Origin of the sequence: Collimonas pratensis (assembly GCF_001584185.1) — a bacterium.
In the GTDB taxonomy this organism is placed as follows: domain Bacteria; phylum Pseudomonadota; class Gammaproteobacteria; order Burkholderiales; family Burkholderiaceae_D; genus Collimonas; species Collimonas pratensis.
This window is the reverse complement of sequence record NZ_CP013234.1, coordinates 4,040,314-4,059,873: the sequence shown is the minus strand read 5'-3', so window position 1 is coordinate 4,059,873 and position 19,560 is coordinate 4,040,314. Positions and strand designations below refer to the sequence as shown.

The window sequence follows — 19,560 nt, the reverse complement described above, 5'->3', positions numbered from 1 at the left end:
CATTTCTTAAGCGCCATTACATACGAACACTACACTAGACGCTTTGCTTGCATGGCTCAACTGGGCATGACGTCGCCACTCTATGGAGCTGAAATGACCACCACCAGGACCGAACGCGACACCTTTGGCAAGATCGAAGTCCCGAACGACAAGCTATGGGGCGCGCAGACCCAGCGCAGCCTGCATCATTTCCATATTTCCAGCGAACGCATGCCGGCCGAACTGATCGTCGCCCTGGCGGCGGTCAAGCAAGCCTGTGCACAAGTCAACCTGGACCTCGGCAAGCTGCAGAAAAGCCAGGCCGGCGCCATCATCGAAGCGGCGCAGGAAGTCATCGCCGGCAAGCATCCGCATGAATTTCCCTTGTCGGTCTGGCAGACCGGCTCCGGCACCCAGAGCAACATGAACATGAACGAAGTACTGGCCAACCGCGCTTCCGAAATCCTCGGCGGCGTGCGCGGCGAAGAGCGCCTGGTGCATCCCAACGACGCCGTCAACATGAGCCAGTCGTCCAACGATATCTTCCCGACCGCGATGCACGTGGCTGCCGCGCTGGCGGTCGCCAACCAGCTGCTGCCGGCGCTACAAAAACTGCGCGCCACCTTGCAGCGCAAATCCACGGAATTCGACGACATCGTCAAGATTGGCCGCACCCATCTGCAGGACGCCACGCCGTTGACGCTGGGCCAGGAATTTTCCGGCTATGTCGCCCAGCTGGACCTGGCGGAAAAAATCATCAAGGCGGCGCTGGAACCGCTGTGCGACCTGGCCGCCGGCGGCACCGCCGTCGGCACCGGCCTCAACGCGCCCAAGGATTTCGGCAGCCGGGTGGCGGCCCAGCTAGCCAAGACCGAAGGCCTGCCGTTTCGCACTGCCGATAATAAATTCGCCGCGCTGGCGGCGCACGATGGACTGGTGGCCGCGCACGGCGCTTTGAAAACCCTGGCGGCGGCCCTGATGAAGATCGCCAACGATGTGCGCTGGCTGGCTTCCGGGCCGCGCTCCGGCCTGGGCGAGATCAGCATTCCGGAAAACGAGCCGGGCAGCTCGATCATGCCGGGCAAGGTCAATCCGACCCAGTGCGAAGCGCTCACCATGCTGTGCTGTCAGGTATTCGGCAACGATGTCGCGATCAATTTCGGTGGCGCTTCCGGTAATTTCGAACTGAACGTTTTCAAGCCGTTGATAGTGCATAATTTCCTGCAGAGCGTGCGTCTGCTGGCGGACGGCATGAGTAGCTTTGAAGAGCACTGTGCTGACGGCATCGCTGCCAACCGCGACCGCATCGCCGAACTGATGGAGCGCTCGTTGATGCTGGTGACGGCGCTGGCGCCGCATATCGGCTACGACCGCGCGGCGCAGATCGCCAAGCATGCGCATCATGACGGCAGCACGCTGAAACAGGCGGCTTTGGCGCTAGGCTATGTGACCGAACAAGAGTTCGCGCAATGGGTGCAGCCGCAGAACATGACGCATCCCGGATAAATTGTTGGCCGGCGGCAAGCGAAAGCGCTTGCCGTATGGCGCCGGCATGACGTTAAATCATGTTACATCTGGCTATATGCAGCCGAGATCCCCTACAATATCGTTTGGGAGCAATGTCGTTTTCGCAAGACAAAAATAATATTTGTTAGAATGACTCTCCGTCCTTGTTGCTCTTGCCTATGTTCCTACAGTTTTTCTCGAAGACAAAAGCCATGCCGCTGCCCATTACGGGCAGTCGCGCATGATGCATCGTTTTGGCCGGCGCTTGACGCCAGCCGTCCATAGCACGATCTTCGCTCTGCTCGTCATGGCCGGCTGCTTTGCCGCGCCCGTTGTCCACGCCGCATATAAGGTAGAGATCGACGCGCCCGGCGATTTGAAAGCGTTGCTGGAGCAGCATCTGGATTTGTCGCGCTATAAAGATCGTGCAGACCTGAGCGAGGACCAGTTGAAATTCCTGATCGATACCGTCGACGAGCAAGTCACGCAACTGACTTCGACGGAAGGCTATTTTTCACCGAAGACCACGGTCAGCGTGGATGCCGGCGAGGTCAAGACCATCCATCTGACAGTCGATCCGCAGCAGCGCACCATGGTGTCGGCCGCCAGCGTCGATGTTGTCGGCAAGGCCGCCAGCGAAGCGCCCGAGCGCGTCAGCCGGATCAAGCAGGACTGGGGCCTGCAGCCGGGCCAGCCGTTCCGCCAGGCTGACTGGGCCAAGGCCAAGGAAGACGGCTTGCAGGTACTGCTGAAGAAGCGCTATCCGGCAGCCAAGGTGGCGCAGTCGGAAGCGCGCATCACGCCGGAAGACAACGATGCGCAACTGAGCGTGAAATATGACAGCGGCCCTGGATTTACCCTTGGACCTTTGCGCATCACCGGCACCAAGCGCTATCCGCCCAGCATCATCGAGAACGTCAATCCTTTGCAGGTAGGCGAGGAGTACAGCGTGGAACGCCTGCTGCTGTTGCAACGGCAGATCCAGAACACGCCGTACTTCGGCAATGTCATCGTCAGCATCGACGACGATCCGCTGCACGCCCAAGAAACGCCGGTCAATGTGCAGGTCACCGAATTCCAGACCCAGCGCCTGCGCACCGGCCTCGGCTATGCTTCGGACACCGGGGCCCAGGTGCAGGGCCGTTACACCAACTACAATGTATTCGGCAAAGCCTGGGTGTTCGACGCCCAGACCAAGATCGAACAGCGGCGGCAGTACGGCTCACTGGATCTGTCGATGCCGCCGGACAGCCGCAGCTTCATCAACGGCGTCAACGGCTCGTATGACCGCACCACCTTGCAAGGGGTCGACTTACGCAGCATGAAGATCGGCCTGAAGCGCGCCCGTTCGCTGGAAAACTACGATACCGCATTGACCCTGGATTATTATCGCGACCGCCTGCAGCAGACCGATGGCGCGGTGCTGCCGCCGAATACCGTCATCCAGCCAGGCCAGCACCAGGCTTTGGTGCCCGGTTTCGCCTGGGTCAGGCGCGCGGTGGATAACTCCATTTTCCCGCGCAGCGGCCATATCTTTTCGATACAGACCGGTTTCGCCGTGAAAGGCTTCCTGACCGACCAGACCTTTTTCCGCGCCGATGGCCGCTATAAGCATTATTTTCCGGTGGCCAAGCGCGACGTCGTGATCTTGCGCACCGAACTGGGCGGTGTGTTTACCGCCGGTTCTAGCGCCGCCGTGCCGGCTTCCTTGCTGTTTCGCGCCGGCGGCAACGAGTCGGTGCGCGGCTACAGCTACGAAAGCATAGGCAACTCGCAAAACGGCACGGTCTATCCGACCAAGTACATGGTAACCGCCAGCGCCGAGTATCAACACTGGATCAGCGAGCAGTGGGGCGGCGCCCTGTTTTACGACGCCGGCACCGCGACTGACAGCTGGGCCAACCGCAGCATCAAGGTCGGTGTCGGCCCCGGGGTGCGCTACCGCAGCCCGGTTGGCACCGTGAATGTCGATCTCGCCTATGGCGTTCAGGCCAAGCAGTTCCGGCCGCATATTTCGCTGGGCATCGCCTTTTGACGTCTCCATTTCCAAGATTGCACGCATGACCGAAGCCACCACCAGCCCTGTCGAACCAGCCGCACCGCCACCGAATCCGGGCGGGGCTCCTGGCCGCCTGCGCTGGCTGCGGCGTTTGCTGGCGGCTTTTCCATTGGTACTGATCTTGCTGGCGGGAGCCTTGTTCTATGGCGTGCGCACGGAGTCTGGTGCGCACACCTTGTGGCAACTCAGTACCTGGGCGCTGCACGGCAACCTGTCAGGCCAGCTGGCCGGCGGCACGCTGGCGGACGGCCTGCGGCTGCGTAACCTGGTGTACCGCGACGCTACTCAGCAATACAAGATCGACCGCATCGATGGTAAATGGCAGCTCAGTTTTTCGCCCCTGAAGCTACAGGTCGCCTACCTGCATGTCGGCATTGTCGACGCCAGGTTGGAACCGACGCCGCCGACGCCGACGGTGATGCCGGCCAGCCTGAAGCTGCCTCTGCAACTGCTGCTCAACGATATCTCGCTGGACAAACTGTCCTTGCACCAGGGGCTGAGCACGACTGCGCTGAGCCACCTGCAATTGCATGGCGAATCGGATGGCGTGCAGCACAAGCTGGTGCTGGAGCGGCTCGACACGCCCTATGGCAAGGCCAGCGCCAAACTCAGCCTGAACGGTGTGTCGCCGTTTGCGCTGAGCGGCGGCGCCGAGCTCGGCGGCGAGTACGAGAAGGAAAAATATCAGTTGGATGCGGCCTTGTCGGGCAGCTTGGCGGCGCTGGGAGTAGAGCTGGTTGCGCGCGGCGACAAATTGAGCGGCACCGCCAAGGTGGCTGCCACGCCGTTTGCAGCGATTCCGTTCCAGACGCTGGACCTGAATGTCGCCCACGTTAATCCGAAACTGTTCAGCAGTGGCGCACCGCAGGCAGACTTGAGCCTGCAAGCCACACTCAAGCCGGTGACGCCGCCGGCTGCTGCTGCGGCCGGCGCCAGCGTCGATCTGTCTACGCTCGCGGTAAGCGGCCCGGTGCGCATCGTCAACAGCATGGCCGGCGCCATCGACCAGGACCGCTTGCCGCTGCTCAGCGCCAGCGCCGACCTGCGGCTGGATAGCCAGACCCAGCAGCTCTCGCAGCTGCAGCTGAAGCTGGTGAAAGACACCAGCATCAGCGGCCGTGGCGAATACCATAGCGACGGCAAGAACAAGCATAGCGGTGAATTCAATTTCGACGTCGCCGGTCTCGACCTGCAGGCCTTGCATGGCAAGCTGAAGCCGACGCAGCTGCGCGGCCCGCTCAACATCAAGCTGACGCCGGACAACCAGCAAATCAGCCTGGACCTGGCGGATGCTACCTACAAGGCCAAACTGGAAGCGGTAATCGATACCAAGCAAGTGCTCCTGAAAAGCGCCCAGCTGGCGGCCGGCGCTGCACGGGTCGACGCCAGCGGCAGCCTTGGCCTGGATGATGGCATGGCGTATGCGTTGAAGGGGACCCTGCGCGACTTCAATCCCTTCCTCTGGATCAACAGCAACGCGCCGGCCAAGACCACCACGCATGCAGGCAAGCACACTGCGGCGGCGCCTGCCGCGCATGCGGTCGCCGCCAACATCAACATGGATATCGATGCGGCCGGCACGCTGACGCCTGAGCTCAAGCTGAAACTGAAATTCGCCGTCCACGACAGCAACTACGACCAGCTGCCGATGAGCGGCAACGGTTTGCTCAACCTGGCAGGCACGCGCTTGCTGCCGAGCGAACTGGCCTTGTCGGTGGCTGGCAACGATGTGCAAGCCAAAGGCAGCTTCGGCGCCGCCGGCGACCGCCTCAATCTGAAGGTGGATGCGCCGGAACTGCAGCGACTGGGCTTCGGCATTTCGGGCGCGGTGCATGTAGACGGACAACTCAGCGGCAGCATGCAAAAACCGAACGTGCAGGCGACTTACCGTGCCGAGAAGCTGGCCTTCGGCGAGCACCGGGTCGACAGCCTGTCGGGGCAGGCCGATATCCAGGCCGACCTCAACGCCAATCTCAACTCGAGCAACAACCGCCTGGCGCTGACGATAGACGGGCGCGGCCTGCATAGCGCCGATGTGGCGCTGGAAAAGCTCAACCTCAATCTGAACGGTACCTACGCAGCGCACACCTTGAAACTGGAAAGCAACGGCACCCTGCGCGGCAAACCTTTGCACCTGGCCATGGCGGCCCAGGGCAAACTCAGCGAGGGCAAGGCCGGCTACGGCTGGCAAGGGCAGCTCAGCGAACTGCAAAACCAGGGTACGCCGCGCATCAGCCTGGCGAGTCCGCTGGCGATTACTGCCGAAGCCGGCAAGGTGCAGCTCGGCGCCACGCGCCTGAATGTAGCGGATGCTCAGATCGATCTGAAAAACTTCAGCTTCGATCACGGCAAGCTGCAATCGGCCGGCGCCATCAATGCCCTTAACGTGGCTACCATCGTGAGCCTGGCGCAAGAGTTCGGCGCACCGGAAGTGCCGGTGAAGACCGACCTGGTGCTGGACAGCAGCTGGGATTTCACGCTGGCCGACAACCTCAGCGGTTTCCTGCAGATTGCCCGCCGCAGCGGCGATGTGCGGGTCAATCCAGGACGCGGCGATGTCAGCCTGGGTTTGTCGGAACTGAAATTGCGCGCGGATTTGGAGGCCAGCCATGTCAAGCTGGATACGCAAGTGGTGAGCGCCAGGATCGGCACGCTGGCGGCGCAACTGCAGCTGGCTTTGCAGAAGAGCGACGGCGTCTGGGGCTTCAGCGACAGCTCAGCCTTGTCCGGACAGGCCACATTAAGGGTGCCGCAGCTGAAATCGATAGGTGCGCTGATCGGGCCGCAAGTGGCGCTCGACGGCAGCATCGGCATGGACCTGGCCCTAAGCGGCGAACTGGGTAAGCCGAAGCTGTCGGGCAAGGTCAACGGCGACCAACTGGCCGTCACCTTGTTCGACCAGGGCATCAAGCTGAAGGATGGCATTGCGCGCCTGAACCTGGCGGATAACGTGGTCGACCTGCAGCAGCTGGAATTCCACGGCGGCGACGGCAACGTGCGCGCCACCGGCAGGCTGCAACTGGGCCACGACAATCCGGACCTGACTGCCAGCGTGATCGCCGATCGCCTGCAATTGTTCGCCAGCCCGGACCGCCAGCTGATGTTGTCCGGCCAGGCCAAGATCGCCAACGTCAAGGAACAATTGCATGTCGACGGCAAGTTCAAGATCGACAAGGCGCTGTTCGATCTGCCGAAGAGCAGTGCGCCAACGCTCGGCGACGACGTCGTCATTGTGCGCAAGGATGTGAAGACGGCACGGGCGACACCGCTGACGGAGCAGGAAAAGCTGGCCAAGACGGCGCAGAAGCCGGCCGGCGCAGCGACGCCGGTGATGAATGTGGAAGTCGACTTCGGCGACGATTTCCGTTTCCGCGGCAGCGGCGCCGACCTGCGGCTGCGCGGCGCCATGCAGGTGCGCAGCGAGCCTTATCAGCCTTTGCGAGCCACCGGCACCATCCGTGTCGCCGACGGTACCTACGAAGTATTCGGCCGCAAGCTGGCGATCGAACGCGGCCTGATCAATTTCCAGGGGCCGATCGATAATCCGAACATCAATATCCTGGCCATGAAACGCAACCAGGAAGTCGAGGCCGGCGCCGAAATCACCGGCAATCCTTCCAACCTGCGGGTCAAGCTGGTGTCCGAGCCGAATGTCTCGGATGAAGAAAAACTGTCCTGGCTGATGTTCGGCCACGGCAGCGACAGCGCGGCGCTGGGACAGCGGCAGGCGGCCGGGCAGGCGCTGGCGCTGCTGGGGAATTACGGCGGCAAGAAGATCGCTCAGGGCATAGGCTTCGACGAATTTTCGATCGGCTCCAGCGATTCCGGCATCGATAACGAACAGGTGGTAAACCTGGGCAAGGCGATTACCGAGAAGATCAATCTCGGTTATGAACAGAGCCTGACCAGCGCCGCCAGCATCCTCAAGCTGACCTGGCAATTTTCCCGGCGCTGGTCGATGGTGATGCGCGGCGGCACCATCAACGGCCTGGAAGTCACCTATAACCTGCGCTTCGATTAAGCAGGTGGGCACAAAGGCGTGCCCACCCTACGGCGATATTTAACCGGCACGGCGGCCCGACATTTCGGCGCCGGCATCGGGCTGCAGCTTCAAGGCAAACGGCAGCGAAGCCATGGCGACCAGAGCGATCGCCACAAAAGCCGGCCAGAAATCGGCGCTGACGATGGTGGCATGGCCCTGGACCTGATTCGACACCTGCAGCGCAAAGCCGCCAATCGTGACGCCTAGGCCGATCGCCAACTGCTGGGCGACGCTGGTCAGGCTGGTGGCCTGGCTCATCTGCTGTTGGTCGATCTCGGCATAGGCAATCGCATTCAGGCTGGTGAACTGCATGGAACGCACGCAGCCGCCCAGCAGCAACAGCAGGATGATGAAGGCATGCGAGGTATCCGCCTTGAGCACCCCGAAGGCGGCCATCGACAAGGCGCCGAGCAGGGTGTTGTAGACCAGCACGCTGCGGAAGCCAAAGCGTTTCAGCACCTTGGTGGTCATGGTCTTGACGAAGATCGCGCCGGCCGCCGAAGCGCAGGTCAGCAGGCCCGACTGGAACGGCGTCAGGCCGAAGCCGAGCTGGAACAGCAGCGGCAGCAGGAAAGGCAGGGCGCCGACGCCGATGCGGAACAGCGAACCACCGTAGACATTCATGCGCAGCGTCGGGATTTTCAACAGGCGCAGGTTGATCAGCGGATGCGGCGTGCGGAAGGCGTGCCAGACATAGACCAGCAAACTGAGGCTGCCGACCGCCACGCAGATCAGCGAAACGTCGCCGGCCGCCAGGTGGCGGCCGGCGCTGGCCAGCCCGAACATCAGGGTCGAGCAGCCGACGGCAGACAGCAGGAAGCCCGGCAGGTCGAGCGGCACGGTATCGTCGCTGCGCAGGTTTTCAATATAGCGCGTCGCCAGGTAGATGCCGAGAATGCTGATCGGCACGTTGATGAAGAAAATCCAGCGCCAGTGGAAGTAAGTAGTGATGAAGCCGCCCAGGGGCGGCCCGATGACCGGCCCCAGCAGGGCCGGGATGGTCAGGTAGCTGAGGGCGCGCACCAGCTCCGCCTTGGAAGTGGTGCGCAAGATCACCAGGCGGCCCACCGGCACCATCATGGCGCCGCCTATGCCTTGCAGGAAGCGGGCGGCGACGAATTGCGCCAGCGTATCCGACATGCCGCACAGGATGGAGCCCAGCATGAAGACGCCGATGGCGCTGCGGAACACGGTGCGGGCGCCGAAACGGTCGGCCATCCAGCCGCTGATCGGGATGAACACCGCCAGGCTCACCAGGTAGGAGGTCATCGCCAGCTTGAGCGCGATCGGACTTTCTCCCATGTCTTGCGCCATCATCGGCAATGAGGTGGCGATCACGGTGGAGTCCATGTTTTCCATGAACAGGGCGCAAGCCACGATCAGTGGCGTGAGGAAGACGCGGGATATAGCCATGAGGGGGCAGGTGAGGAGTGCTGTTCGAGATGCAAACCATGGCGCCGCGGCAAATCTCTTGCCTGGGCTGATTTGCGGCGTTTACAAAGAGCATAATTATAACGTTTTAACCATTTTGCTTCCGATCGGGTAGCATGCAGGCTGTCGTATTCGTTGCCAGCAGCATCTTTGCAAAAAAATCATGATCAACACGCTTCACTCGCCGACTGAATGTTTCGCATTGCTGGATGACCGCACTGCGCTCGCCCCGGATTCTCCCTCATCGCGCCTATACACAGGCCATGTGCGCAGTTTGCAGTGCTCCGCCGCCGACCAGCTGCCACTGCTGATTGCCCAGATGCAGCAAGCCTTGCGCGAGGGTTTGCACGCGGTCGCTGTGTTCACCTATGAACTTGGACTTGGCCTGCAGGGTATTCCACAGCCGGCTGCCGTGAATGCGGAGCCGCCAGTGCTGGCGCAGATTTTATTGTTTTCGCAATGCCGCCATCTGAGCGATAGCGAGGTGGACGACTGGCTGGCGCAGCGTCAAGCCGCAGACCACGGCGCCGCCGGCATCGCCAACCTGCAGCCGAATGTCAGCGCCGGCGAGTTTGCCGACGCCATCGCCAAAATCCACGCCTATATCGAGGCCGGCGACACCTACCAGGTCAATTACACCTACCGCTTGCGTTTCGATGCCTATGGCAGTCCGGTGACTTTGTTCCGGCAGCTGCGCAGTCGCCAGCCGGTACCCTACGGCGGCTTGATCCAGCTGGCCGACGGCGCCACCGTGCTGTCGCTGTCGCCGGAGCTGTTTGTACGGCATGCCGACGGCTGGCTGACCGCACGGCCGATGAAGGGCACCGCTGCCGCCAGCGGCGATGCCGGACAGGATCTGCTGGCGGCGCAGACGCTCGCGGCAGATCCCAAGAACCTGGCGGAAAACCTGATGATCGTCGATTTGCTGCGTAACGATCTGGGCCGCATTGCCGTGCCCGGTTCAGTGCAGGTGCCGCATCTGTTCGAAGTGACGCAATTCAATACCGTGCTGCAAATGACCTCCACGGTGCAGGCACAGGTACGCGACGAGATCAGTCTCAGCACCGTCATCCAGGCGCTTTATCCCTGCGGCTCGATCACCGGCGCCCCCAAGCATCGCACCATGCAGATCATCCAGGAGCTGGAACCCGCGCCGCGCGGCTTATATACCGGCGCCATCGGCTGGTTCGACGCGGAGTCCGCCGGCCGCCAGTTTGGCGACTTCTGCCTGTCGGTGCCGATCCGCACCCTGTGGCTGCAAGCGGCGGCGCCGCAGGGGCCGCACGGCGCCGCGATACGGCGTGGTGAAATGGGCGTCGGCGCCGGCATCGTGCACGACAGCGTGGCGACGGAAGAGTATGCAGAATGTGCTTTGAAGGCGAAATTCCTGACCGGACTGCAGCCTGATTTTTCCTTGTTTGAAACCATGTATGCAAGCAGCAGCGGTGGTTGCCGTCATCTGGATCTGCATTTGCAGCGCCTACAGGAATCAGCCGCCTACTTTGGTTTTCCCTACGACGGCGTGGCCCTGCGCGCCGCGCTGCAGGCGCATTGCGCCGCTTTTCCGACGACAACCCCGATGCGTTTGCGCCTGAGCTTGGCCGCCGATGGCAGTTGCACCCTGCAGAGCGCCGAACTGACCGCACTGGCGACACCGGTCAGCTTGCTGATCGCGCCATTGCCGACGCAATCCGATGATTTGTTCCTGCGCCATAAAACGACGGTGCGCCAGCATTACGACCAGGCCTGGCAACAGGCGCAGCAGCTGGGTGCTTTCGATATGCTGTTCTTTAATCAGCGAGGCGAATTGACAGAGGGCGGCCGCAGCAGTGTCTTCCTCAAGCTGGATGGCCGCTGGTATACGCCGCCGCTGCAAGCGGGATTGCTACCGGGTGTGATGCGCAGCGTGCTGTTGAACGATCCGGCGTGGAATGCTGCCGAGCGCAGCCTCGGCATGGAGGATTTGCTGGCGGCAGAGGAGATCATGGTGTGCAATGCGCTGCGCGGCGCCATGCCGGCGACCCTGCTGCAGATTGCCTGATTGTAAGGGTAGGGTGGGCACCTGTGCCCACGCGTTAGCGGGATATTTGTGTGGGCATGCATGCCCACCCTACCTCTAGAACGCGATAATCACGACCGAGCCGGCGACGATCAGCGAGCCGCCGATGGCAACCGGCCAGGTCAGTTGTTCGCCGGCAAACAGCAAGCCCAGCACGATGGCGAAGGCGACGCTCAGCTTGTCGATCGGCGCCACTTTTGAAATCGGCCCGATCTGCAGCGCGTGGTAATAGCACAGCCAGGACAGGCCGGTAGCGATCGCCGACAGGACCAGGAACAGCCAGTTGGAGGCGCCCACCAGCGCCGGCTTTTGCCACTCGTCGCGCAAGGTGACGATGCCGGCGATCACGACCAGGATCACTACCGTGCGGATGAAGGTGGCAAAGTTAGAGTTCATGCCGGTTACGCCGAACTTGCCGAAGATCGCTGTCAGGCCGGCAAAAAATGCCGAACCGAGCGCAAACAATTGCCAGCTGGAGCTGAATTTCATGGTTTCCCCCGTTTATCGCCTGTTCATCTCATGCCGTGCCGCCGGCAACGATACGGCTATTGCGCGGCCGGCTTGGCGCCGGCAATGGTGGCGTCGCGGTCATTCAGCACTTTGTTGGCCGGCAGCTGGCTCTGATCCCAGCCGCCGCCCAGCGCCTTGATCAGCAATACGCTGGCAGACAGGCGCCGGTTCTGGATATCCAGCGCCGACCGCTCGGCGCTGAGTGCAGTTGCCTGCACCGTCGCCACGCTAGTGTAATTCACCAGGCCGGACTTGTACTGGTTGAGGATCAGCTCCACCGCCAGACGCGCCGACTTGACCGTTTCATCCTGCACCGCCGCTTCCTGTTCCAGGATGCGCAGGGCCGCCAGGTTGTCTTCGACTTCCTGGAAGCCGGTCAGCACGGTCTGTTTGTAGGCGGCGACGCTGGCGTCGAAACCGGCGATCGCCTGGTCGCTCTGGGCACGCCGGGCGCCACCGTCAAACAGGGTGGCCGCCAGCGCCGGTCCGAGCGACCAGATGCGGTTCGGCACGGTCAGCCAGTTGGCAAAGCTGTTGCTTTGGAAGCCGCCGGAAGCGGACAGCGTCAGGTTCGGAAAATAGGCTGCCTTGGCGACCCCGATCTGGGCATTGGCTGCCGCCGCGCGGCGCTCGGCGCCGCTGATGTCAGGACGCCGTTCCAGCAGGGTGGAAGGGACGCCGACCGGGATCGCCGGCAGCACCGCCACCATGGTGGTAGGTGGAATCGAGAAAGTCGAGGCCGGCTGTCCGGTCAGCATGGCGATGGCATGCTCCAGCTGGGCGCGCAGCACGCCATTGTCCAAGGCCTGCGCCTGTGCACCCTTGAGCTGGGTCTGGGCCTGGATGACGTCGGATTTGGCGACCACCCCGACCGCATACTGGTTCTGCGTCAGCTGATACGATTTCTGATACGCGGCCACGGTATCGTCGAGCAGTTTTTGCTGCGCGTCGAGCACCCGCAATTGCAGGTAGTCTTGTGCCAGCGTAGCTTGCGCGCTCAGCCGGGTTGCCTGCAGGTCCGCTGCGCTGGCCTGGGCCGTAGCCTGGTTGGCTTCCACCGTGCGGCTGATGCGGCCCCACAGGTCGGGCTCCCAGCTGACGCTTGGGCCGAGCGAGAAGCTGTTCGACACCGAGCCGCCATTGGCGCTGTTGACGAGAGTGCTGCTGCTGTTGCGGCCGCCGCCGGAGCGGGTGGCGGAAACGCTGGCAGACACCGTCGGCAGGTAGGCAGCCCGGGCCGATTGCACCAGCGCCGCCGCCTGGCGGAACTGCGCTTCGGCCTGCACCAGATTCTGATTGGAGATGTTGACCTGCTCGACCAGGCTGTTGAGCTGTGGATCCTGATAGATTTCCCACCAGTTGCCGCGCAGTTCCTGGTCTTTCGGCGTGGCGGTTTTCCAATCCTTGTTTTCCTTGAAGGCGACCGGTTCTTCGGTACCTGGCCGCACATAGTCAGGACCGACCGCGCAGGCGCTCAAGAACAGCGCCGCAGCTGCCGCCGCCAGCAAGGTTTTATACATGGGTGCTTGCGAGTGTTTCATATCAGATCCATTGAGTGTCTTTGGTCGTGCTTGCCGCGTTTTCGATTTACACCGCTTCAGCTGCATCCGGCGCCGGCCTGCCGCCGCGCCGTTCCCATTTATCCTTGCTCCACAGGCGGAACCTGTCCATGTACAGATACACCACCGGTGTCGTGTACAGGGTCAGTAACTGGCTCATGATCAGGCCGCCGACAATCGCGATCCCCAGCGGCCGCCGCAGCTCGGCGCCGTCGCCCGCGCCCAGCGCCAGCGGCACTGCGCCCAGCATGGCGGCCATGGTGGTCATCATGATCGGCCGGAAGCGCAGGCGGCAGGCTTCAAAGATCGAATCGCGCGGCGACAGCCCTTGTTCCCGTTCCACATGCAGGGCGAAGTCGATCATCATGATCGCGTTCTTCTTGACGATGCCGATCAGCAGGATCACCCCGATCAGCGCGATCAGGCTGAAATCGGTGCCGGTCGCCAGCAGCGCCAGCAGGGCGCCGACGCCGGCCGACGGCAGGGTCGAGAGAATGGTGATCGGATGCACATAGCTTTCATACAGGACGCCGAGCACGATATAGACCGCCAGCAGCGCAGTCAGGATCAGCATCGGCTGGCTGCTCAACGATGACTGAAAGACGTTGGCGGTGCCCTGGAAGCTGCCGTGCACCGAGGTCGGCACGCCGATCCTGGCCATGGCGTCGTTGATCGCCAGCGTGGCGTCCGACAGCGACTCACCGGCCGGCAGGTTGAAGGAGATGGTCGAGGCGATGAACTGGCTCTGGTGATTCACCGCCAGCGCGGTGTTGGTCGGCTGGAAACTGGAGAATGCCGCCAGCGGCATCTGCTGTTCGGCCGCGGTCGACAAGGTCAGCGCCAGCGATGAATTGGACGCCAGTTTGCCGCCTGCGGTCAAGGCTGGCGGCGTACCCAGTGCCGAGGTGGTGGGCGACAGATTGGCGGTGCTGGCAGGGATGCTGACATAAGTATTGTGCAGGATTTGCGGGCTTTGCAAGTATTGCGGCCCGGCTTCCATTACTACGTGATACTGGTTCATGCCGCTGTAGATGGTCGATACCTGGCGCTGGCCGAACAGATCGTTCAGGGTGGCGTCGATCAGCTGTGGCGTGACGCCGCTGCGTATAGCCGTTTCACGGTCTATGGTGAGGGTGGTCTGTAAGCCCTTGTCCTGCTGGTCGGTATTGACGTCGGTCAGCTGCGGCAAGGCGCTCAAGGCGTCGCGGATTTTCGGTTCCCAGGTGCGTAGCTCGTTGAGGTCGTCCGACTGCAGGGTGTACTGGTACTGGGCATCGCTGGAGCGGCCGCCGGTGCGGATATCCTGCACCGATTGCATGAACAGGTTGGCGCCCGGCACATGGCTGAGCTTGCCGCGCAGGCGCGCGATCACCTGATCGGCGGTGAGCTTGCGTACGGTCAGCGGCTTGAGCGTGATGAACATGTTGCCGCGATTGCTCTGGCCGCCGCCGGTAAAGGCGATCACGCTTTGCACATCCGGGTCGCTGCGCACAATGCTGACAAATTGATCCAGCTTGACCTTCATCGACTGGAACGAAATCGACTGGTCGCCCTGGATGCCACCGATCACCAGACCGGTATCCTGCTGCGGGAACAGGCCTTTGGGAATCACCGTGTACAGATAGACGTTGAGGAAGATGGTGGCCACCAGGATGATGATCATCAGCGGCGAGAAGCGCAGCGCCCAGGCCAGCGAACGCTCGTAGCCGCGCAGCATGGCATCGAAGGCGCGCTCGGTGGCGTTGAAGAAACGGCCCTGCTTGCGCTCCGGTTCGTGTTTCAGCAGGCGCGCGCACATCATCGGCGTGGTGGTCAGCGACACCAGCAGCGACACCATGATCGCCACCGACAGGGTGACCGCAAACTCGCGGAACAGACGGCCGACGATGCCGCCCATCAAAAGGATAGGGATGAAGACGGCGATCAGGGAGATGCTCATCGACAGCACCGTGAAGCCGACTTCCTTGGCCCCCAGCATGGCCGCCGCAAACGGCTTCTTGCCCTGCTCGATATGGCGCGAAACGTTCTCCAGCACGACGATTGCATCGTCGACCACGAAGCCGGTGGCGATGGTCAGCGCCATCAGCGACAGGTTGTCGAGGCTGTAGCCGAGCAGATACATGACGCCGAAAGTGCCGATCAGCGACACCGGCACCGCTACCGCCGGGATCAGCGTGGCGCGGCCGTTGCGCAGGAACAGGAACACCACCATGATCACCAGTCCGATCGAGATCAGCAGGGTGCGTTCGGTCTCGCGCAGGGAAGCGCGGATGGTCGGCGTGCGGTCCATCACGACATCGAGGTTGATGGCGGCCGGGATCGAGGCGCGCAGCTGCGGCAGCAAGGCGCGTACTTCGTCGACGGTTTCGATGATGTTGGCGCCCGGCTGGCGGTTCAGGATCACCAGCACGGAAGGCTTGCCGTTGGCCGAGCCGGCGTTGCGTACATTGGCCACCGAATCAGCCACCGTGGCGACATCGCTGACCCGCACTGCCGCGCCATTGCGGTAGGCGACGATCAACGGCATGTACTCGGCGGCGGTCTTGGCCTGGTCGTTGGCGTAGATCTGCCAGTTCTTGTCGCCGTCTTCCAGCACGCCTTTTGGACGGTTGGCATTGGTGGCGGCGATCGCGGTGCGCACGTCGGCGCTGCCGATGCCGTACTTGTTGAGCGCGGTCGGATTCAGCTCGACCCGCACTGCAGGCTGCGAACTGCCGCCGACGCTGACCTGGCCGACGCCTTTCACCTGCGACAGTTTTTGCGCCAGGATGGTGTCGGCGGCATCGTACATCTGGCCTTGCGTCATGCTGTCCGAGGTCAGCGACAGGATGATGATCGGCGCATCGGCCGGATTCACCTTGCGATAGCTCGGATTGCTGGGCAGGCCGGTCGGCAGCAGGTTGCGGGCAGCATTGAGCGCCGCCTGGACGTCGCGCGCGGCGCCGTCGATATCGCGGCTGAGATCGAACTGCATGGTGATGCGGGTCGAGCTCAGCGTGCTGGAGGAAGTCATCTCGGTGACGCCGGCAATCGAACCGAGCGCACGTTCCAGCGGCGTCGCCACGGTGGCCGCCATGGTTTCCGGACTGGCGCCGGGCAGGCCGGCCGAGACTGAGATGGTCGGCAGATCCACCTGCGGCAAGGGCGATACCGGCAACAGCCGGAACGCCACCATGCCGGCCAGCGCTACGCCGATAGTCAGCAGCGTGGTGGCGATCGGCCGTTCAATAAAGGGACGCGATATGTTCATGCTGTCATCACGGCTTAACCGGCTCCGCTACAGCGCCATCGTTCGGGTTGTCGTGCTGGTCGTCGTCGCTGTCGGCATCCTTGCTGCCGAAGCGTTCACGCATGCGGCGCGCCAGGTTGTCGAAGGCCAGGTAGATCACTGGCGTCGTGAACAGGGTCAGCACTTGCGATACCAGCAGGCCGCCGACCATGGTGATCCCCAGCGGCTGGCGCAATTCCGAGCCGACGCCGGTGCCCAGCATCAGCGGCAGGGCGCCCAGCAAGGCCGCCATGGTGGTCATCAGGATAGGACGGAAGCGCAGCAGGCAAGCCTGGTAGATCGCTTCACGCGGGCTCTTGCCCTCGTTGCGCTCGGCGTCCAGGGCGAAGTCGATCATCATGATGGCGTTTTTCTTGACGATACCGATCAGCAGGACGATGCCGATGATGCCGATGATGCCAAGGTCGCTGCCGGCGATCATCAGCGACAGCAGGGCGCCAACCCCGGCCGACGGCAGCGTCGACAGGATGGTGATCGGATGGATATAGCTTTCATACAGCACGCCAAGCACGATATACATAGTGACGATCGCCGCCAGGATCAGTATCAGCGTGTTGCTGAGCGAAGCCTGGAACGCCAGCGCAGCGCCCTGAAACTGGGTCTGGATACTGTCCGGCATGCCGATCTCCAGCTCCGCCGCATGGATCGCCTTGACGGCGTCGCCGAGCGAGGCGCCCGCTGCCAGGTTGAAGGAGATCGTGGTGGCAGGGAACTGGCCGATATGGTTGATCACCAGCGGCGAGGTGCGTTCTTCGATGGTAGCGATGCTGGACAAGGGCACCTGGTTGCCGTTGCCGGCCACCAGGTAGATGCTGTTCAGCGCTGTCGGACCCTTCTGGAATTCCGGCTTGACCTCCATCACTACCCGGTACTGGTTCGACTGGGTGTAGATGGTCGAGATCAGCCGCTGGCCGAAGGCGTTATACAAGGCATTGTCGATCGCCGCGGTAGTGATGCCGAGGCGCGAGGCGGCGTCGCGGTCGATCGCAATATAGGCTTGCAGGCCGAGATCCTGCTGGTTGCTGGCGATATCGGCCAGCTGTGGAATCTGCCGCAGGCGCTCGATCAGCTTGGGCACCCAGATGCTGAGCTCCGCAGGATTGGCATCCTCGACGCTGAACTGATACTGGGTGCGGCTGACGCTGTCTTCGATGGTCAAGTCCTGCACTGGCTGCATGTACAGCGTGATGCCGCCGACCTGGCGATCCAGTTCCGGCTGCAGGCGGCGGATGATGTCGCTGGCACTCATGTTGCGCTGTTCGCGCGGCTTCAGGTTGATCAGCATGCGGCCGCTGTTGAGTGTGGCGTTGGTGCCGTCGATGCCGATGAAGGAAGACAGGCTTTCCACTGCGGGATCCTTCAGCACTACGGCCGCCAGCGCCTGCTGCCGTTCCGCCATGGCGGCAAAGGAGACTGACTGGCTAGCTTCTGAAATGCCCTGGATGACGCCGGTGTCCTGCACCGGGAAAAAGCCTTTCGGGATGAAGATGTACAGTACTGCGGTCAGCACCAGCGTGCCTATGGCGACGATCAGGGTGGAGAACTGATGGCGCAGCACCCATTGCAAGGCGACGCCGTAGCGGGCGATGATATTGTCGAAAAACGCTCCGCTCTTGCGGTAGAACCAGCTTTGCTTTTCTTCCGGGATGTGGTGCAGCAGCTTGGCGCACATCATCGGCGTCAAGGTCAGCGAAATCACGGCCGAGATCAGGATCGCCACCGCCAGCGTGATGGCGAATTCACGGAACAGCCGCCCCACCACGTCGCCCATGAACAGCAGCGGAATCAGCACGGCAATCAGAGAAAACGTCAGGGAAATGATGGTGAAGCCGATCTGCTCGGCGCCCTTGAGGGCTGCCTGCAAAGGCTTCATGCCTTCTTCGATATAGCGTGAGATGTTCTCGATCATCACGATCGCATCGTCGACCACGAAGCCGGTGGCGATGGTAAGCGCCATCAGGGTCAGGTTATTGACGGAAAATCCGGTCAGGTACATGACGCCGAAAGTGCCGATCAGCGATAGCGGCACCGCCACGCTGGGAATGATGGTGGCAGGGACGCTGCGCAGGAACAGGAAAATCACCATCACCACCAGCGCGATCGACAGCAGCAGTTCAAACTGCACGTCCGACACCGAGGCGCGGATGGTGGTGGTGCGGTCGGTCAGGATCTGGACTTCGATGGCGCCGGGCAGGGTATCCTGCAGCTGCGGCAGGATCTTCTTGATGCTGTCGACCACGGCGATGACGTTGGCGCCCGGCTGGCGCTGGATGTTCAGGATAATCGCCGGCGACTGGTTGGCCCAGGCCGCCAGCCGCACGTTTTCGGCATCGTCGACGACGTCGGCAATGTCGGAGACGCGGATCGGCGCGCCGTTCTTGTAGGCGATGATCAGGTTGCGGTATTCGTCGGCAGAGCGCAACTGGTCATTGGCGTCGATGGTGGAGGCGCGCGAGGGACCGTCGAAACTGCCCTTGGCCTGGTTGACGTTGGCGTTGCCGATGGCTGTGCGGATATCGTCAAGATTCAGGCCCAGCGCAGCCACTGCGCGTGGATTCAGCTGCAGCCGTACGGCAGGGCGCTGGCCGCCCGACAGGCTGACGAGGCCGACGCCCGGCACTTGCGAAATCTTTTGCGCCAGGCGGGTGTCGATCAGGTCCTGCACCTTTGGCAGCGGCAGCGTCTTGGAGGTGATCGCCAGCGACAGGATAGGGGTGTCGGCCGGATTGACCTTGTTATAGATCGGCGGCGTCGGCAGGTCGGACGGCAGCAGGTTGCTGCCGGCGTTGATCGCGGCTTGCACTTCCTGCTCGGCGATATCCAGGCTCAGGTCCAGACTGAACTGCAGCGTGATGACCGAAGCGCCGCCGGAACTGGTGGACGACATCTGGTTAAGGCCTGGCATCTGGCCGAACTGCCGTTCCAGCGGCGCCGTCACCGAGGAGGTCATGACGTCAGGGCTGGCGCCGGGATACAGCGTCACCACCTGGATGGTTGGATAGTCCACTTCCGGCAGCGCCGAAAGCGGCAGCTGCCTGTAGGCGACGACACCGGCCAGGAAAATCGCCAGCATCAGCAAGGATGTGGCGACCGGCCGGAGAATAAACTGGCGTGAGGGATTCATGC

The 19,560-nt window shown here is 62.4% G+C and carries 9 protein-coding genes; 4 read left to right on the top strand and 5 right to left on the bottom strand.

Translation table 11 applies throughout. The annotated features are described in order from the left end of the window. The first annotated feature begins 93 nt into the window (after positions 1-93). The 3 genes from fumC (at position 94) to CPter91_RS18015 (ending at position 7,565) form a co-directional block, all read left to right on the top strand. A complete protein-coding gene (fumC, locus tag CPter91_RS18025) occupies positions 94-1,485 on the top strand; it encodes a class II fumarate hydratase (RefSeq protein WP_061942595.1) in 1,392 nt (463 codons plus the stop codon). A gap of 307 nt (positions 1,486-1,792) precedes the next feature. Next, positions 1,793-3,520: an autotransporter assembly complex protein TamA gene (locus CPter91_RS18020; protein WP_099047308.1), complete on the top strand. Its 1,728-nt coding sequence runs from the start codon at positions 1,793-1,795 to the stop codon at positions 3,518-3,520. Next, positions 3,450-7,565, top strand: a complete 4,116-nt coding sequence (locus CPter91_RS18015; RefSeq protein WP_236905851.1) for a translocation/assembly module TamB domain-containing protein — start codon at positions 3,450-3,452, stop codon at positions 7,563-7,565. The genes CPter91_RS18020 and CPter91_RS18015 overlap by 71 nt, the downstream gene beginning before the upstream one ends. Before the next feature lie 39 nt (positions 7,566-7,604). Here the strand turns inward: CPter91_RS18015 and CPter91_RS18010 are convergent, their stop codons facing one another. After that, positions 7,605-8,999 carry an MFS transporter gene (locus CPter91_RS18010; protein WP_061942591.1) on the bottom strand — a complete coding sequence of 465 codons (1,395 nt, stop codon included), beginning with the start codon at positions 8,997-8,999 and terminating at the stop codon, positions 7,605-7,607. A gap of 181 nt (positions 9,000-9,180) precedes the next feature. Between CPter91_RS18010 and pabB the strand changes: the two genes are divergently transcribed. Then, entirely contained in the window at positions 9,181-11,058 is a 1,878-nt protein-coding gene (gene pabB / locus CPter91_RS18005; RefSeq protein ID WP_061942589.1) for an aminodeoxychorismate synthase component I, read from the top strand. 75 nt (positions 11,059-11,133) lie between these two features. Here the strand turns inward: pabB and CPter91_RS18000 are convergent, their stop codons facing one another. From CPter91_RS18000 to CPter91_RS17985, 4 genes are read right to left on the bottom strand one after another with little or no spacing between them, the layout of a single operon-like run. Continuing rightward, a complete protein-coding gene (locus CPter91_RS18000) occupies positions 11,134-11,565 on the bottom strand; it encodes an EamA family transporter (protein WP_061942587.1) in 432 nt (143 codons plus the stop codon). A gap of 56 nt (positions 11,566-11,621) precedes the next feature. After that, entirely contained in the window at positions 11,622-13,127 is a 1,506-nt protein-coding gene (locus CPter91_RS17995) for an efflux transporter outer membrane subunit (protein WP_061942585.1), read from the bottom strand. Between the two features lie 46 nt (positions 13,128-13,173). After that, entirely contained in the window at positions 13,174-16,395 is a 3,222-nt protein-coding gene (locus CPter91_RS17990; RefSeq protein ID WP_061942583.1) for an efflux RND transporter permease subunit, read from the bottom strand. A 7-nt stretch (positions 16,396-16,402) separates the two neighbouring features. Beyond that, positions 16,403-19,558: an MdtB/MuxB family multidrug efflux RND transporter permease subunit gene (locus CPter91_RS17985; RefSeq protein WP_061942581.1), complete on the bottom strand. Its 3,156-nt coding sequence runs from the start codon at positions 19,556-19,558 to the stop codon at positions 16,403-16,405. Between the last annotated feature and the right edge of the window lie 2 nt (positions 19,559-19,560).

What these genes read in the sequence shown, in the direction of transcription:
- fumC (WP_061942595.1), top strand. Translation starts at nt 94, where the DNA reads ATGACCACCACCAGGACCGAACGCGACACCTTTGGCAAGATCGAAGTC.
- CPter91_RS18020 (WP_099047308.1), top strand. Translation starts at nt 1,793, where the DNA reads ATGGCCGGCTGCTTTGCCGCGCCCGTTGTCCACGCCGCATATAAGGTA.
- CPter91_RS18015 (WP_236905851.1), top strand. Translation starts at nt 3,450, where the DNA reads ATGTCGATCTCGCCTATGGCGTTCAGGCCAAGCAGTTCCGGCCGCATA.
- CPter91_RS18010 (WP_061942591.1), bottom strand. Translation starts at nt 8,999, where the DNA reads ATGGCTATATCCCGCGTCTTCCTCACGCCACTGATCGTGGCTTGCGCC.
- pabB (WP_061942589.1), top strand. Translation starts at nt 9,181, where the DNA reads ATGATCAACACGCTTCACTCGCCGACTGAATGTTTCGCATTGCTGGAT.
- CPter91_RS18000 (WP_061942587.1), bottom strand. Translation starts at nt 11,565, where the DNA reads ATGAAATTCAGCTCCAGCTGGCAATTGTTTGCGCTCGGTTCGGCATTT.
- CPter91_RS17995 (WP_061942585.1), bottom strand. Translation starts at nt 13,127, where the DNA reads ATGAAACACTCGCAAGCACCCATGTATAAAACCTTGCTGGCGGCGGCA.
- CPter91_RS17990 (WP_061942583.1), bottom strand. Translation starts at nt 16,395, where the DNA reads ATGAACATATCGCGTCCCTTTATTGAACGGCCGATCGCCACCACGCTG.
- CPter91_RS17985 (WP_061942581.1), bottom strand. Translation starts at nt 19,558, where the DNA reads ATGAATCCCTCACGCCAGTTTATTCTCCGGCCGGTCGCCACATCCTTG.